Source organism: Anaerobium acetethylicum (assembly GCF_900096945.1).
Classification (GTDB): domain Bacteria; phylum Bacillota; class Clostridia; order Lachnospirales; family Lachnospiraceae; genus Anaerobium; species Anaerobium acetethylicum.
In genome coordinates this window covers 39,653-55,132 of record NZ_FMKA01000016.1, presented here as the reverse complement: position 1 = coordinate 55,132, position 15,480 = coordinate 39,653, and the positions used below count along the sequence as shown (strand labels likewise).

General features: G+C 44.2%; 17 protein-coding genes, 1 tRNA gene and 1 other annotated feature. All 18 genes read right to left on the bottom strand.

The window, feature by feature from the left end; genetic code table 11:
* Positions 1 to 8 precede the first annotated feature (8 nt).
* The 18 genes from BJR36_RS12535 to BJR36_RS12450 all read right to left on the bottom strand — a co-directional run bounded on the left by BJR36_RS12535 (position 9) and on the right by BJR36_RS12450 (position 15,420).
* The gene (locus BJR36_RS12535) at positions 9 to 782 is read right to left on the bottom strand and encodes an ABC transporter ATP-binding protein (protein ID WP_091234905.1); all 774 of its coding nucleotides are present in this window, start codon (positions 780 to 782) and stop codon (positions 9 to 11) included.
* On the bottom strand, positions 775 to 1,659 hold the full coding sequence (locus tag BJR36_RS12530) for an ABC transporter permease (protein ID WP_091234902.1): 885 nt from the start codon (positions 1,657 to 1,659) through the stop codon (positions 775 to 777). The genes BJR36_RS12535 and BJR36_RS12530 overlap by 8 nt, the downstream gene beginning before the upstream one ends.
* Before the next feature lie 54 nt (positions 1,660 to 1,713).
* Positions 1,714 to 2,742, bottom strand: a complete 1,029-nt coding sequence (locus tag BJR36_RS12525) for an ABC transporter substrate-binding protein (protein ID WP_091234881.1) — start codon at positions 2,740 to 2,742, stop codon at positions 1,714 to 1,716.
* A gap of 219 nt (positions 2,743 to 2,961) precedes the next feature.
* Positions 2,962 to 3,226: a binding site (T-box leader), on the bottom strand.
* An 88-nt stretch (positions 3,227 to 3,314) separates the two neighbouring features.
* Entirely contained in the window at positions 3,315 to 4,091 is a 777-nt protein-coding gene (locus BJR36_RS12520) for a hypothetical protein (protein ID WP_091234877.1), read from the bottom strand.
* Positions 4,092 to 4,123: 32 nt separating this feature from the next.
* Positions 4,124 to 4,196, bottom strand: a tRNA-Arg gene (locus tag BJR36_RS12515).
* Between the two features lie 136 nt (positions 4,197 to 4,332).
* A complete protein-coding gene (locus tag BJR36_RS12510; RefSeq protein WP_091234873.1) occupies positions 4,333 to 5,319 on the bottom strand; it encodes a DUF5688 family protein in 987 nt (328 codons plus the stop codon).
* 624 nt (positions 5,320 to 5,943) lie between these two features.
* Positions 5,944 to 6,501, bottom strand: coding sequence for an elongation factor P (efp, locus tag BJR36_RS12500; RefSeq protein WP_091234866.1), 558 nt, complete (start codon positions 6,499 to 6,501; stop codon positions 5,944 to 5,946).
* A gap of 178 nt (positions 6,502 to 6,679) precedes the next feature.
* Positions 6,680 to 7,756, bottom strand: a complete 1,077-nt coding sequence (locus BJR36_RS12495; protein WP_091234862.1) for a M24 family metallopeptidase — start codon at positions 7,754 to 7,756, stop codon at positions 6,680 to 6,682.
* Between the two features lie 73 nt (positions 7,757 to 7,829).
* Positions 7,830 to 8,255: a type II 3-dehydroquinate dehydratase gene (aroQ, locus tag BJR36_RS12490; RefSeq protein WP_091234858.1), complete on the bottom strand. Its 426-nt coding sequence runs from the start codon at positions 8,253 to 8,255 to the stop codon at positions 7,830 to 7,832.
* A gap of 66 nt (positions 8,256 to 8,321) precedes the next feature.
* Positions 8,322 to 8,837, bottom strand: a complete 516-nt coding sequence (locus BJR36_RS20750; protein ID WP_242875565.1) for a shikimate kinase — start codon at positions 8,835 to 8,837, stop codon at positions 8,322 to 8,324.
* Positions 8,830 to 9,708, bottom strand: a complete 879-nt coding sequence (gene aroE / locus BJR36_RS20745; protein WP_242875564.1) for a shikimate dehydrogenase — start codon at positions 9,706 to 9,708, stop codon at positions 8,830 to 8,832. Before aroE ends, BJR36_RS20750 begins: the two co-directional genes overlap by 8 nt.
* Before the next feature lie 26 nt (positions 9,709 to 9,734).
* A complete protein-coding gene (locus BJR36_RS12480; protein WP_091234978.1) occupies positions 9,735 to 10,259 on the bottom strand; it encodes a YqeG family HAD IIIA-type phosphatase in 525 nt (174 codons plus the stop codon).
* A gap of 108 nt (positions 10,260 to 10,367) precedes the next feature.
* Entirely contained in the window at positions 10,368 to 10,904 is a 537-nt protein-coding gene (locus BJR36_RS12475; protein WP_091234855.1) for a hydrolase, read from the bottom strand.
* Positions 10,885 to 11,871, bottom strand: a complete 987-nt coding sequence (locus BJR36_RS12470; protein ID WP_242875562.1) for a DMT family transporter — start codon at positions 11,869 to 11,871, stop codon at positions 10,885 to 10,887. The genes BJR36_RS12475 and BJR36_RS12470 overlap by 20 nt, the downstream gene beginning before the upstream one ends.
* A gap of 40 nt (positions 11,872 to 11,911) precedes the next feature.
* Positions 11,912 to 12,652 (bottom strand): tRNA pseudouridine(38-40) synthase TruA, encoded by a 741-nt coding sequence (gene truA / locus BJR36_RS12465; protein ID WP_091234852.1) that lies wholly within the window; start codon positions 12,650 to 12,652, stop codon positions 11,912 to 11,914.
* Between the two features lie 190 nt (positions 12,653 to 12,842).
* A complete protein-coding gene (gene nrdR, locus BJR36_RS12460; protein ID WP_091234848.1) occupies positions 12,843 to 13,295 on the bottom strand; it encodes a transcriptional regulator NrdR in 453 nt (150 codons plus the stop codon).
* 108 nt (positions 13,296 to 13,403) lie between these two features.
* Positions 13,404 to 14,564, bottom strand: coding sequence for a cell division protein FtsZ (gene ftsZ / locus BJR36_RS12455; protein ID WP_091234845.1), 1,161 nt, complete (start codon positions 14,562 to 14,564; stop codon positions 13,404 to 13,406).
* A 103-nt stretch (positions 14,565 to 14,667) separates the two neighbouring features.
* The gene (locus tag BJR36_RS12450) at positions 14,668 to 15,420 is read right to left on the bottom strand and encodes a cell division protein FtsQ/DivIB (RefSeq protein WP_091234843.1); all 753 of its coding nucleotides are present in this window, start codon (positions 15,418 to 15,420) and stop codon (positions 14,668 to 14,670) included.
* Positions 15,421 to 15,480 lie beyond the last annotated feature (60 nt).

The window sequence follows — 15,480 nt, the reverse complement described above, 5'->3', positions numbered from 1 at the left end:
TCAAACCGCTAATTTCCGCATTCTATACTGATCTGGTTGAACACGCCGAGAAGGTCGTCAATACTCATTTCCGCTTTCTCTGCAGCTGATTTATCCAGCACCGCTTCGCCCTGATGCATCATGAGGAGCCTGTTGCCATATTCCAATGCATATCTGAGATTATGCGTTACCATGATTGTTGTGAGCTTCTTTTCCTTAACGATCTGATCAGTAAGCTCCATGATGGTCTCAGCTGTTTTCGGATCCAGAGCCGCCGTATGCTCATCCAGAATCAGGAATTCTATAGGTGTCATTGTCGACATCAGAAGCGCCATTGCCTGCCTCTGTCCACCCGAAAGGGAACCTACCTTTACGTTCATCTTATCCTCAAGTCCCAGGTTCAGCTGCCTGAGGCTTTCCCTGTAAAATTCAGCCCGCTTCCTGTTTGTTCCGGAACCCAGATTATAAGGCTTACCCTTATTGTCAGCAAGGGACATGTTCTCCAGGATGGTCATGCTCGGGCATGTTCCCATTGCAGGATTCTGATACACTCTTCCGATCTTCCTGTATCTCCTGAATTCCTTTTCTCCGGTAATGTCGCTGCCCTGCATGATTAAATTTCCGCTGTCTGTAGCGATGCTGCCGCAGATAATGTTGAGGAGCGAGGTTTTGCCGGAGCCGTTGCTGCCGATTACGGACACGAATTCATGATCCTTTATTGTAAGGTTGAAATTGTTGAACAGGCACATCTCGTTGACTGTTCCAGAATTATAATATTTGTTGATATTTTTAAGCTCAAGCATTGTTCTTCACCTTCTTTACCCTGCCCCTGCTCAGTACCAGGATTATTAAAAACAGGACCGCAGTTACAAGTTTCATGTCCGTTGCGCTGAGGCCGAATTTAATCGCTGCCGCTACGCATCCCTTATAAATGACAGCGCCGATTATAACAGCCGTCGTCGCCCTGACTTTCGAAAAATTCTTAAACAGGTTTGTTCCAATAATGACGCTGGCAAGGCCGATCACCATTGTACCCGTACCCATTGATATTTCAAAAAAACGCTGCTGCTGGCACATGACGCTTCCACTCAGGGCAATCAGACCGTTCGCTATGGCAAGACCCAGTATTTTCACGAAACCGCTGTCCTTTGCCAGAGTCGTTACTATTACAGAGTTGTCTCCAACCGCCCTGAGCAGATATCCTGATTTCGTCTTCAGATAAGCATCCAGTGCAAATTTGCTGGCTAAAGCTACCGCCACGACAACGAAGAGGGTCTGATAGCTTGCAACAGACTCCGGCAAGACATTGTTTAATCCAGCATTGTCGAAGATCGTCTCCATATTGAATATAGGAACATTCGACTTTCCCGCAATCCTTAAATTCACGGAATACAGCCCGGTCATTACAATAATGCCAGAAAGAAGATCCCTTACTTTCAGCTTCACGTGTATGATTCCTGTTACAATGCCTGACAGCACGCCTGCCGCAAAGGCAATCACAAGCGCCAGATAAGGATTGACCCCTTTTACCATCACGGCTGCTGTAACGGCTGCACCAAGGGGAAAACTTCCGTCTGCCGTCAGGTCAGGAAAATCCAGTATTTTGTATGTGATGTAGATTCCCAGCGCCATGATTGCATATATGATGCCCTGCTCTAAAACCCCTAAAAGTATAGACATTTCTGATTCCTCCAATTTTCCGATTACATATTTTCGGAAATACGTTTTTCTTTTTTATTCTGCCGAAATTTCCGTGAATTTCTCAGCTGCTCTTCCTATTACATCCTCTGACACTTCCAGCCCGAGATTTTCCATAACCTTTGAGTTGAAATACAGGCTGCTCTCTTCAATTATTTCATAAGGCATTTCGCCTGCCTTCTTCTCTCCCTTTAAAACTGCAGCTGCCATTTTTCCTGTCCGCATTCCAAGCTTGTAGTAGTCAAGGCCTTCTGACGCAAGGCATCCTATTTTTACCTGTTCAACTTCGCTGCCAAATACAGGGATGTTCTTCTCTGAAGCTTTTGCAAGAATTGTAGGAAGTGAACTGACAACCAGGTTGTCTGTCAGATTGTTGATGCAGTCTACTTTTTCCAATATGCTGTCTGTTGCCAGCGGGATGTCCGCGGCTGCGCTAACGCCTACTGTTTCAAGCTTGAATCCAAATTCGCCTACAGCCGCTTCATATTCTGCTATTGCCGCTTCCGAATTCACTTCACTTGTATTATACAGAATACCGATTGTTTTTGCTTCAGGAAGGATTTCCCTGATCATGGCAAGCTGCTTTTCCACTGGAAGCTTGTCGCTTGTTCCTGTGATATTTCCTGCCGGATTTCCATCCTCATCGGCAAGTTCCGCCGCAACAGGATCTGTTACTGCTGTGAAGATTGTCGGTATATCCGCATCTTTGGCAGCATTATATGCACTCTGGGCGCTCGGGGTAGCAATTGCACAAATCAGATCTACCTTGTTTGCCACAAAATTCTGTGCAATCTGGTTCGCGATTCCTGTATCTGCCTGGGCGTTTTCAACTGTAACTTTCAGATTCTCGCCTTCTACAATCCCTTCTTCTGCCAGCCCTGCAAGAAATCCCTCTCTGCAGTTATCCAGTGATCCATGTTCTGCAAACTGCGAGATCCCTATGGTATATGTGGTTTCTTTTGTAGTTTCTGTTTTTGTTCCGTTGTTGTCTGCTCCTGAACATCCTGTAGCTGCTACTGCTGTCATCGCTGCACATAATAAAACTGCTAAAAATTTCTTTTTCATCTTTTTTCTCCTTTTTCTTCTGACAATCTGTCTGTTTTTCTGTGTCTTCTTGCAGGTGTTTTCCTGCTATATCAAATGTTATGCTGTTTTCCACCAACCGTCTTCCATACAACCAACTCCTTGTTTTTCGAATTTTAATAATCAGTCTGCCTCCACGCGGTTTTTATCATCACCTGGGACGAACTATCCTGTGAGATAAAAAAACCGCCCCAAGCAAATGCTTGAGACGGTAATAATATACTTATTATCGCGGTACCACTCAAATTGACGTAAAGTCCTCTCTGTCATGTACAGTCAGGTCAACTGCCTGAATTATACAAGCCTGATTGATAACGGGTTTGGTTCCCGACAGCGCATACTTTTATTACAATTTCAGGCTGCCCTCAAAAGTCCATTCAGCAAAAGACTACATACCGCATTCCCAGCATTTACGGCTCTCTTTAATGTCGTACAAAAGCTTACTACTCTTTCTCATCGGTTTCATTATGTTTAATCCTGTCTTTCAAAAAATGACACAAATCATAAATTAAGATTAATACAATTATGCACAATTGTCAAGTTTTTCGTTCTGTCTACTGTGCCGTTCCTGCTACGGCTGCAAGCTGTTCAACAAAGGCTTTCAGATCCGCATCTGCCGCCTGTGCCTCCTGATACTTTGTATTCACAGTGTCGAATAAGGCTTTTACGTCCGGCTCTTCTATTATGGCATTTACATACGCTTCGGTGTCGGCATCAATCTCTCCGTTATTAAAATAAAGCTTTCCGCTCTCATCCGTCATGACGTAGAAAAGTTCCAATCCGGGAGCCATCGTATTTATATTGATGAATTTGATTTCATGGTAAGCAAATATGATATGGGAATTCTCAACAGGACCTGCTTTCGAATAGCATACTATATTATTATAGCTTTCTATATACTCTTTTTTCTGCACAAGAGCGTTCTGCTCCGCTTCACTCAGCGGAACGACAATCTGGCTAAGGGTAGCAAGATCACTGTTTGTTATCGCAGTAAAGTAGCTGGCAACCAAGGCATTGATATCCGGATATGCGTCAGTCAGAAGATCATTTGATACCTCTTCTGCTGTTTCTTCCTCTGTCGCTTCTTCTGTTTCAGTTTCAGGTTCCGCGGAATCTTCTGCTGTTGTTTCCTCAACTATATCAGTTTTCTCTTTTTCTTTGTCGTCTTTATCATCACCTGTACTTACAACCAGGATTATAACCAGTATGACGAACCCCACTGCTACGGTAATGTATCTGAAATTTCGTTTGAAAAATTCTTTGATCATGCTTCCGTTTTGAGATTCTGCTGTTCTATTTGTTTTTTTCGTATTTCTTTTTGTTGCTTTCATTATTCCTCCTGAATTGCAAGCAATTCCTTAAATGCACCCGGAGGGATTCGAACCCCCGACACGTGGTACCGGAAACCACAGCTCTATCCCCTGAGCTACGAGTGCAGGATAAAACACTACGTCCTCTATTGTACAACAAAATACGCAATTAAGCAATTCCATAATGAATTTTTAATAAAAAAATCACAGAAAAGACACAAAAAGAAAGACATGTCCCGTTTTGAGGGACATGTCTTTCTCCTTACATGGTGATAACCCCGGTTTTCCTGTTGTAAAAATATACAATATCCGAAAGGATCTCTTCCTCTGCGACCTGGGTCTCGTTGACTTCCCTGACCATTTTGCACAGATCGCCTCGTGGATTGGAATCGTTGGCTGGAACAATAATCACCTCGTGGATGCTGCTTGGGAGAATAAAAAGATCCCTGTCCAGCTCATCCGCAAGTCCCTTCAGAATATCTTCATATAGCATGCATGCCGCGCCGTTGATTTTGGATTGGTTTGAAAGCACGTACATAGCGTTTTCCGGATTTCCTCCAGATGGAGAGAACAGCTGGCCCACAAATTCATCAACTTTCTCTTCTGAAATCGAAATTCCACAATCGTCTTCCGCATCCTGCCTGACAGCTTCTTTCAGTTCATCCTTCAGCTCCGGAGTCAGCATCTCTCTCATCACATCCTCCATGTTTCTGAGATCGCTTACCAGGCAGCGCGGCGTGTTTTCAGTCGCAATACGGAAAAGCTGTTCCGTATCCGTATTCCACATCTGCATATGGCTTTTATGTATGAGAATTGTGGCATTTTCAAAAACACCTTCCGACAGCAGGCAATAGAACACCACCGCAAGATCCAGAAATTTTACATGCGGAATTTTTTCAAGAAGTTCACTGTTCTTATCATAATTGATCAGTTTGAACATGATTTTTTCCTTTACGTTTTCAAAATCGGTAAAGAAATTTACGCTTATACGTGAATTTATTTTGTTGCTCTCGTAGATCCCTATGATTTCCTCGATGATTGACTCTGTTTTTCTTCCCGCTTTGTACTCATCAAAATAGCTGTTCAGATAAATTGTCGGAGATATATTCTCATTCTCCCCCAGTATAGACAGGCCGTCAAGCTGTATGGAATTATTTTTCACCACAGGATTTATGGCGATTTTCACCTCATCCCCCATCCTGTGTATCATATTCCCTTTTACAAATTCTAAAAATTCATTATACTCCATTTAAATCCTCCCCCTGTTTTTTCAGTCTTATAGTTTCTAACACATAACTGTTCAGAGCCAATGTCCTGAACAGTTACTCTAAAACAAATCATTCCGCTGCATCTGTGGCGGAACACTTCTCCTTTCCTGCTTTTCAGTACGGCTTCTGCTCGTACTTTTTATCTATATAGTCCTTTTGGCCTCCGTTGTCCGGAAGTAGAAAGGCAATCTATATCCTATTTATTTTTTGATGACATTTATTAAAAACACCTATTATGATTTTTGTTGGATACATTTCAGATTGGATATTAAGAGTCATTGCCGAGATATTGCATAAGAAAGATTCCTGCCGCTATGACAAGAAGATATGATTGAAAGAAGCTATTTATGAAATTGAAATATTGAGATTTTTCCGAATTCGGAAGATAACCAGATTATAAAAAAGAATTGTATGCCGTTTAGATTTATAGAATATATTGTAGCGCAGATTCTGCAGTTTCCTGCATCTTTTTTTAATTATGAAGGCAGCCGGACCGGCTGGCTTGGAATAAGCAATCAACAGCCTCCCGGCAGCTGGTGCCGGAAGACCATTGACTTTATCCAATTAAATAGAACGAAGTCTCCTATGAGACAAAAAAATTCAAACTATACTCTTGATAAGTAATCGCCTGTTCTTGTATCGATTTTGATCTTATCTCCCTGTTCCACGAATAAAGGAACATAAACAGTAGCTCCTGTTTCAACTACAGCAGGTTTTGTTGCTCCCTGAGCTGTATCGCCTTTGAAGCCTGGTTCTGTATCAGTGATTTCCAACTCAACGAATAATGGTGGCTCTATTGCAAATACGTTGCCGTTATGGGAACAGATTTTAACCATTTCATTTTCTTTGACAAATTTGAGAGCATCGCCGATTGCATCTTCATTTAATGCGATCTGTTCGTATGTATTTACATCCATGAAATGGAATAAATCGCCATCTGAATATAAGTACTGCATATCATTTCTGTCAATACGAGCCTGTGGGAATTTTTCCTGTGGCCTGAAAGTTTTTTCCGTAACACCGCCATTGATGATATTTTTAAGCTTTGTTCTTACGAACGCAGCACCTTTACCAGGTTTTACATGCTGAAATTCAATAATCTGATAAATACTGTTGTCCATTTCTATTGTTATACCATTCCTAAAATCTCCTGCTGATATCATTCTGATATTCCTCCTTAAAATTACGATCAGAGAATCAAGTAATTCCCCACTTCATATCATTCTATAATAAACCGTTTATTTTTTCAACTGTTTTTTTATGAGGCCCGATTGACGCCTGCTTTTAGAAAAACAAGTCACCTGCACACATCCGTAATCTTTGCGTCACTGCCGCTTCCTGTTACCGTATTTCTATGAGGTTCTTCGGTGAATGCGTGAAATTGACGCACCCTTCTGCCGTCACAGCTACAAGGTCCTCTATTCTTACACCGAACTTATCCGGGATATAGATGCCAGGCTCTACAGTTTCTGTCATGTTTTCAAGAATGATTGTGGAGTCAAGGGGTGAAAGCCTCGGATTTTCATGGATATACAGCCCCACGCTGTGTCCCAGACCGTGTCCGAAATACTCTCCATATCCGGCAGCGGCAATGATATCCCTTGCAACCTTGTCTATAGATGCACCCGATACGCCGGGGCGCACCGCCTCCAGGGCGGCTGTCTGAGCTTCAAGAACAAGATTGTATATTTCCTTCTGCTTGTCATCTGCCTTGCCAATCACTATGGTCCTTGTCATGTCCGAGCAGTATCCTTCATATACACAGCCGAAATCCATTGTGACGAAATCGCCCTTTTCTATTTTTTTGTGTCCCGGTGTTGCATGGGGCATTGATGAATTGACGCCGGAAGCGACTATGGAATCGAAGCTGAGGCCTTCCGCTCCGTTCCTTTTCATGAAACATTCAAGCTCCACGGCTATTTCAATCTCCGTCATACCAGGCTTTATAATGCCCAGTATAAAATTAAAGGCCTTGTCGCCTATGGCTTCTGCTTTTTCTATGGACTTGAGCTCGTCGGCCGTCTTGATGACCCTGAGGCTGTCGACTGCACCTCCCAGTGCAACCCATTCTTCAGCCTTTCCCATCTCCTTGTATTTCTTATACTGGGAATAGATCATCACTTCGTCTTCGAACCCGATATTCCTGACTTTATCCTCCTGGAGAAGCTTGTTCAGCGCTGTTACATAAGGGTCGCTTCCGCTTACCTCAATGACGTCAAATCCTCTGTTCTCGTGGCGGGCCTGGGTCGTATATCTTGAATCCGTAAGGATCGCTTTCCTGTTTTTAGAAATATACAGGCTTCCCGTTCCCCCAGTATAGCCGCTCAAATATCTCATATTTGCCGCATCTGTAATCCAGACAGCGTCCAGGCTCTTTTCATTTATGAGGCCAATTATTTTTTCATATCTGCTGTTCATTTCTCTACCATCCTTTGTAGTGCTGTTTTTTTGGTAACCATTCAGGACTGGGGTCCTAAATGGTTACGTTTTTCTAGACGATCAGGGCATCTACAGCAAGAAGATATCCTTTCAGGCCGAGTCCTGCTATCTGTCCCGTGCACACTGGCGCAGTAACAGATTTGTGCCTGAATTCCTCTCTCTTGTAGACATTTGAAATATGCACTTCAATTTTCGGAAGTTCAATCGATGAAAGCGCATCACGGATTGCATAGCTGTAATGCGTGAATGCCCCTGGATTGATGATGATGCCTTCCGTTCCATCGCTGTATGCCGCCTGGATTCTGTCAATTATTTCACCTTCATGGTTGCTCTGGAATACCTCGATGACCGAATCAGTCTCCTCAGCTTTCCTTTTTATCATATCTTTGAGATACGCATAGTCTTCGTTTCCATATATTCCTTTTTCCCTGATTCCAAGAAAATTGATGTTTGGTCCGTTGATCACTAAAAGTTTCATAGATATTCCCCTTTCTCTGCTCAATAGCCTTCATTTCGTCATTCCATGATGCTGTTTTTACCGCTTCTAAGGCCTCTGTACCGCCCTGGCAATAATCTCTTCTGCTATCTTCTCAGTTTCCCTGCCATCCGTTTCCACAGACAGATCTGCGACGGCCTCGTATATATGCTCCCTTTCTTTCATAAGAGCCTCTATTCTCTCCTCAAGGGCGCCTCCCTGCAGAAGCGGGCGGGTCCTATCTCCCTCCAGCCTTTCGACAAGGGTTTCTTTTTTTGCCTTTAAATATACAGTGGTGCCTATTTTTTTCAAATACTCATGGTTCTTATCCTGTACAGGAAGGCCTCCGCCTGCCGACATTACAAATGGTTCGCTGTCCCCCGAAAGCTCTTCCAGGACAGCAGTTTCAAGAAGCCTGAAATACGGCTCGCCATGTTCCGCAAATATCGACGATATGCTTCTCTCATATTTTTTCTCGATCACCTCATCGGTGTCGACGAACCTTATTCCCAGCTGATCTGCAAGTTTTTCTCCAACGCTTGTCTTGCCTGAACCCATAAATCCAATCAATATAATATTATTCATTTATCCCCAGCTCCTCTTTTAGCAGAGAGTAGATCCATCCTGCCGTATTCTCATCAACTTCCACCCTGTTCCAAAGTTCATAAGCGATGATCCCCTGATAAAGGAGCATCTTCAGGCCATTATAGGCGTTCCCTCCATGGACCTTCACCAGTTTCATGAATTTCGTCTCTGCAGGCTTATAAATGATATCTATGCCTGTATGGATTTTTTCAAAGAAATCCCTGTCATCAACGGGCGATACATCGACATCGGGGTGCAGCCCCACCGAAGTCGTCTGTATAGCAAGGCAGCTGTCTTCTTCGATTCTTCCGTATTCAGATATCCCAAGCGCAATCACGATATCCCGGCCGAATTCCCTGTTAATGGAACAGGCCAGCTCTTCTGCCTTGTCCAGGCTGCGGTTCAGAATGTATATCTTTTTTGCTCCCTTTGCGGCACACAAACTTGCCACTGCCTTTCCTGCCCCTCCGGCTCCGAGTATGATAACCGTTTCGCCTTCTATCCTGATTCCATCGGATACCATTCCCCGATAGAGGCCTGACAGGTCTGTATTGTAGCCCTTATAGCCGCCCGGTACTCTGACCAGGGTATTCACGGCACCGATTCTGCGGGCATCATCATCAATTTCAGCAAGGTATTCCATAACCTTCGTCTTGTACGGGACCGTTACATTCATGCCTAATATATTAAGGTCGTATGCGCCTTTCACAGCATTTTCGAGACCGCCCTCTTCCACATGGAATGGCACATAGACCAGGTTTATTCCCGTTCTGGATGCCAGGCTGTTGTGGATTACAGGCGACAGCGTATGTTCTACGGGATTTCCAATGAGCCCGCAGGTCCTTGTCATCCCATTAATCTGATCAATCATTTTTTATCCCCCGGATCTTCAGTTTGTTATTTTTTGTCCTTCTTGCGTTCACTGTTCTTCATTTCTTTTTTATGAACGTGAATCACGATCCTCTCGAGATGTCTTTTCAGAACGATCTGGATTTCTTCTTTCGGATGTATGGGGCTTACACGGATCGTCCGCAGGCCCGCCCTTTTTGCTCCGTAAATGTCTGTGAAAAGCTGGTCTCCGATGAAAATCGTGTTTTCAGTCTTTGTGCCCATGAGCTCCATGGCCCTGAGATAGTTCTTCACCATCGGCTTCGCCGCATTGCTGATGTATATGGCATCCACGGCGTCATTAAAGGGCCTTACTCTCTTGTCCTTATTATTTGACAGGAGGCATACTTTAAATCCGAGCTTCTTCAGGTGTTTAAAAAGGTTCCTCGCCCTTTCGTCGGCCTTGGCTCCATGGGGCACCAGGGTGTTATCTATGTCAAATATGATCCCCCTGTAGCCTTCGTCATAGAGTTCCTTATAATCAACAATATATGTTGAATCCGTATATTCATCCGGGTAGAATTTTTCAAATATTTTCATGATGCTCCTCCATTTTCTAATTGATGTCAGTTCCATGCGCCTCCTCGCGGAGCGTTTTTTTATCTCACAGGACGAACTTTCTTATGAGATAAAAAAACCGAATCATTTGACAAGGGCGGATATTTCCCTGAACCTGTCAGTTCCGGCATAGCGTGTGAGCTCGAACAGGATTGCCTCATATGTGGTCAGCATGGCGCCTTCCGCTTCCGCCCTCCTGAGCGCAATACGTTTGTCATTCTCTCTTCTCGAATCGATGCAGTCCTCTACAAGAACGACATGATAGCCTGCGGCGCAAAGATCGATCACGGTCTGAAGCACGCATACATGCGCTTCTATTCCGCAGACGATGATTGTCTTTCTGCCTTTAAAGGCTTCCCTGATTTTTTCCTCATCGAAGCAGCTGAACGAAATCTTGTCAATTGTCTCAGCTCCAGATGCCGCCTCAGAAATTTCCGGAATCGTCTCCTTCAGCCCCTTCTTATACTGGGTGCTGACAATCAGGGGCACTCCAAGCACCTGAAGGCCTTCTATCAGAATCCTCGAATTTCTTATAAGCTCATCCTTGTTATGCATTGCCGGAACAAGCCTCTCCTGATAATCAATAATCAGCGCAGCTGTTTCATCCATTTTTATCCTCATACGTGTATCCTCCCCTTCCTTTGTTGTCACTGTCGGCGGCTATGCCGGACTGCTTCTTTTCAGAAATTATGACTCCGCATGTTATAAGAACGGCTCCAATCAGTCCGATGGGCGTAACCTTCTCCCCCAGAACGGCTGCTGCGGCCAGCATGGTTACAAAAGGACTGAAGTAAATATAGTTATTCGTGGTCACTACCCCTATATATTTTATAGCAATATTCCATGCGATATAGCAGACACAGCTTCCCAGTATCCCCAGAATGAGCAGGCACAGGATGACCGAAGGCTTTAAAAGCGCCCGAAAGTCAAAACTTCCGCCATATGCCGCTATCAGGGGTATTGTGGTAAGCATGCCATAGAACATGACTTTCCTTGTAATATACACATTGTCATACCGGTGCAGGTAATTTTTCAGCATAACCGAATAGACAGCCCAGCAGATCGCCGCACCGATGGACAGGGTGTCACCTAATGGATTTAATTTTAACACAAAGGTACCATTGAAGACAACAAGCATTACACCGGCAAATGACACGATGAATCCGGTCATGATTTCCTTCCTCATTTTCTCGTCATGCAGAAAGAAATGAGCGCATATCGCTGTTAAAATGGGTGCTGCTGACAATATAATGCTGACATTGGTTGCCAGGGTATAGACCAGGGCCTGGTTCTCGCACAGAAAATACAGGGAACCTCCCGTTATCCCGAGAACGAAAAATCCAGCTTCATCCTTCCAATTCCGCGGTTTTCCCGTTCCAATCTTATCTTTGTTCAAAATTGTTGCAATTACCAGAATAATATATGCAATACAAAACCTCATCAGAATGATCTGTGCCGGGTTATAATATGCAAGCAGTATTTTTGAAGCGATGAAGGTAACCCCCCATACACTGATTGTAGCCAGGGCAAGAAGATGTCCTGTCATCTTTTGTTTACGTTTCTTTTCCATTGTGTCCGTTTCTTCCATTCCTGCAGACGTCCCTGTCCGCATCTATTTCATGCAAATTTTAATACTTTACTTCCATCAGAAAAAGTCCCTGAGGCGGCGCCATGGGGCCTGCAAATGCCCTGTCCCTGTGTTCAAGGATATCGCTGATTTCCGCTGGCTGCCTGGTGCCTTCCCCTGCTTCTATCAGGGTTCCGGCGATGATTCTTACCATATTGTACAGAAAACCGTCTCCGTCCACCACAATATGGATTTCTTCACCTTTTCTTTCTATGGTGATTCCATAGATTGTGCGCACAGTGGATTTCTTCATTTTCTTATTGGAGCAGAAGCTCCTGAAATCATGCTCTCCTGTCATGTATGCAGCTGCAGCCCTCATCACTTCTATATCCAGCCGTCCCGGATGGTGAAAAGCATATTTTCTTCTGAACGGATCTGCGACCGCTGCATTGTCTATCACATAGACATATTTCTTCGATACCGCATTCAGCCTGCTGTGGAACCTTGGCGCTGCCTTTTCCGCCGACATGACCCTGATATCCTGAGGAAGATACTCGTTCAGATACCGCTTTATTTCTCCCGGATCCAGATTCTCCCGTATGTGGAAATTGGCAACCTGGGCATACGCATGTACACCTGCATCTGTTCTCCCGGATCCTGCTATTTCAACAGGTTCTCCTGTCATTTTTTCCAGCACGGATTCTATCCTGGCCTGTATCGTATTCGATGTATTCCCCTGTTTCTGCCATCCGTCGTATCGGCTGCCATCGTATCTGAGAATTATCATATAATTATTTTTCATTTTTTCTCCTTATGGCAGCCCTCTGTCCGAAGGCTGCCCTCATGCCTGCCCACTCGTAGCAACAGACAATAAGTCAGTGTGCGGCTGTCTTATTGTCTGCTGCTTTTATACCCCTGCCGTGGAAATTGCAGGAATTACTCCTATTCACCGGCTTACTGCCGGACTACCGGTTATATGTAACTATTCCGGATTATTTATCTAATATCTTCTTGAGTTCGTTCATAAAGGTGTTGATATCCTTGAATTCGCGGTAGACCGACGCAAATCGTACGTAGGCTACTGCCTCCAGATCCTTCAGCTTGTCCATTACGATTTCCCCAATCAGCTTGCTTTCTATCTCTTTTTCCTCACGGTTGAAGATTTCTGTTTCGACTTCATCCACAAGAGCATTGATCTGGTTCACCGATACAGGCCTTTTATGGCATGCCCTGAGGACACCTGCCTCAATCTTCGATCTGTCGTACTGCTCCCGGTTATTGTCCTTCTTTATAACTATGAGCGGTATCGTCTCGACTTTCTCGTATGTAGTAAAGCGCTTTCCGCATTCATCGCAGAGCCTGCGCCGCCTTATCGAACTGTTGTCGTCTGCGGGCCTTGAATCTATTACCCTCGTGGTTTCCTGATTACAGTATGGACATTTCATTTTTTCTCTCCTCCACAATCGCCTCTTTGCTGTTCAGGACAGCATCCTCACAGTCACAAACAATCAGCACCGCCGGTTCTCCGGAGGTGCTGATCATATAATGCTCTCTTATCTTCTGTTTTTCTGAAGGAATTCTGGAATCTTGATCGCTCTTTCCTCCACAGCACTTTCAGGTGCCTGTGGTTTTATCATTCCTGAAACAGGGTTTGTGAATGACGGAGTCTTTGCTGATGCAAATCCTGCCTCAGGCTTCTTTGCCGCCGCACCTGTAAAATTGCTGTTTGTATATGAGAAGCTTGACATAGCCACTCCTGAAGGAGCTGAGTCAAGTCCCGTTGCTATAACCGTTATGCTGGCTTCATCTGGATATGTGTCATCGAACATAGCACCGAAAATGATATTGGCATTGTCTCCTGCCAGATCCTGTACATAGCTTGCTGCATCGTTAGCATCCATAAGGGTGATATCGCCGGAAATATTGATGATTACGTGAGAAGCTCCTGCGATTGTTGTTTCAAGCAGAGGGCTTGCGACAGCCTGTTTAACAGCTTCAATCGCTTTGTCATCGCCTTTTGCTTTTCCGATACCGATATGGGCAATTCCTTTATCTGTCATTACCGTCTGCACGTCAGCAAAGTCCAGGTTGATCAGTGCCGGAAGGTTGATCAGGTCTGTAATTCCCTGAACCGCCTGCTGAAGCACTTCATCTGCCTTCTTAAGGGCATCTGGCATTGTCGTCCTGCGGTCAACAATTTCAAGAAGCTTGTCGTTTGGTATTACAATCAGGGTGTCAACGCTTTCCTTCAGTTTTTCAATTCCTGAAAGCGCATTGTTCATTCTTGTCTTTGCTTCAAATTTGAAAGGCTTTGTAACGACACCGATCGTCAGGATTCCCATGTCTTTCGCTATCTTTGCAACTACAGGGGCTGCTCCTGTTCCTGTTCCGCCGCCCATTCCACAGGTTACAAATACCATATCTGCACCCTTCATAGCCTGTGCAAGTTCATCTTCGTTTTCCTCAGCTGCCTTTTCGCCAACTTCAGGTTTTGCTCCTGCGCCAAGGCCTTTTGTGAGTTTTTCACCTATCTGGATAGGGGTTGGTGCCTTACAAAGCTGCAACGCCTGTTTGTCGGTATTGATTCCAATAAATTCAACACCCCCGATATTTTCTTCAACCATTCTATTTACAGCATTATTGCCTGCCCCACCCACACCGATTACAATAATCTTTGCAGCAGATTCAGCTTCATTAGTCATAATTTCAAGCAAGGTATTTCCTCCTTCAACAATTACTTTGTCCCAAGTTACATCTTTACTTTATATAATATCTTTTATTTGAAAATTTATCAACCCAAATTTTTGTTTTCGGCAATTAATTCTGCACTGCCTTTGACTTTTTTTCAAATGTTATGTTTTCGGTATTCTCACTAAAGTTTTCCATATGCAGGCTGCCCTCAAGTCCCTCCAGACCAGGCAGCAGGTTCTGCAGCCTCACAATCTTTTCATTAATATTTCCATCATCCCCCAGCAGGACTCTTGCCTTGTCAAAAAAGAGTGTCATCTGCAGGTCGTCGCTGAAATAAATCTTGTCGGGTTTGATGCTATACTTTTTGAAAAGCTGCGTCAGATTAAGTATGATTTTAAACACCTCTGCATCCTCAACCGGAAGCGCTTCGTGAAGGACCATGTGATCGAAAGACAGCCCCTTAACCAGCGGAAAGCCCTCCACCACTTCACCCGAGCTTTCTACAACGATTCCGTCCTTGTCAAAATACATGCAGTTTCCAAGATATTCAACATAACCCACTATATCCTTTTCATAAACAGTGACCTTCAGCTTGTGGGGCGACAGCATTTCCACTTCAATGGTATCAATAAAAGGGATTTCTTCCGGTTCTCCGTACTTATATTTCCAATAGAAATAGAGGGAATTGCTGTCGAACTTTTCCTGCATAAGAAGCTTTTCAAGTTCTTTCTTTGAATAATGCTCGTTTCCTTCAATCTCAAGTCCGGTAATCGTAAAGACCCCCAGCACGAGTATCGCTAAAACAAGTGCCGCTCCCAGCATGATCAATACTGCCTTCCCGAGCTTTGTGCTTCCTTTCTGTTTTCCATTTACTTCCATCCGGATGCCGCCACCTCCTTTCTGATTTTACAGCCGTCCAGGATTTTGTCCTTTCAAGCT

Coding starts and splice junctions, on each gene's coding strand:
- nrdR (WP_091234848.1), bottom strand. CDS start 13,295: ATGAAATGTCCATACTGTAATCAGGAAACCACGAGGGTAATAGATTCA.
- BJR36_RS12525 (WP_091234881.1), bottom strand. CDS start 2,742: ATGAAAAAGAAATTTTTAGCAGTTTTATTATGTGCAGCGATGACAGCA.
- BJR36_RS20750 (WP_242875565.1), bottom strand. CDS start 8,837: ATGAATAATATTATATTGATTGGATTTATGGGTTCAGGCAAGACAAGC.
- BJR36_RS12470 (WP_242875562.1), bottom strand. CDS start 11,871: ATGGAAGAAACGGACACAATGGAAAAGAAACGTAAACAAAAGATGACA.
- aroE (WP_242875564.1), bottom strand. CDS start 9,708: ATGATTGATCAGATTAATGGGATGACAAGGACCTGCGGGCTCATTGGA.
- BJR36_RS12510 (WP_091234873.1), bottom strand. CDS start 5,319: ATGGAGTATAATGAATTTTTAGAATTTGTAAAAGGGAATATGATACAC.
- efp (WP_091234866.1), bottom strand. CDS start 6,501: ATGATATCAGCAGGAGATTTTAGGAATGGTATAACAATAGAAATGGAC.
- BJR36_RS12520 (WP_091234877.1), bottom strand. CDS start 4,091: ATGAAAGCAACAAAAAGAAATACGAAAAAAACAAATAGAACAGCAGAA.
- aroQ (WP_091234858.1), bottom strand. CDS start 8,255: ATGAAACTTTTAGTGATCAACGGACCAAACATCAATTTTCTTGGAATC.
- BJR36_RS12450 (WP_091234843.1), bottom strand. CDS start 15,420: ATGGAAGTAAATGGAAAACAGAAAGGAAGCACAAAGCTCGGGAAGGCA.
- truA (WP_091234852.1), bottom strand. CDS start 12,652: ATGAAAAATAATTATATGATAATTCTCAGATACGATGGCAGCCGATAC.
- BJR36_RS12535 (WP_091234905.1), bottom strand. CDS start 782: ATGCTTGAGCTTAAAAATATCAACAAATATTATAATTCTGGAACAGTC.
- BJR36_RS12475 (WP_091234855.1), bottom strand. CDS start 10,904: ATGAGGATAAAAATGGATGAAACAGCTGCGCTGATTATTGATTATCAG.
- BJR36_RS12530 (WP_091234902.1), bottom strand. CDS start 1,659: ATGTCTATACTTTTAGGGGTTTTAGAGCAGGGCATCATATATGCAATC.
- BJR36_RS12495 (WP_091234862.1), bottom strand. CDS start 7,756: ATGAACAGCAGATATGAAAAAATAATTGGCCTCATAAATGAAAAGAGC.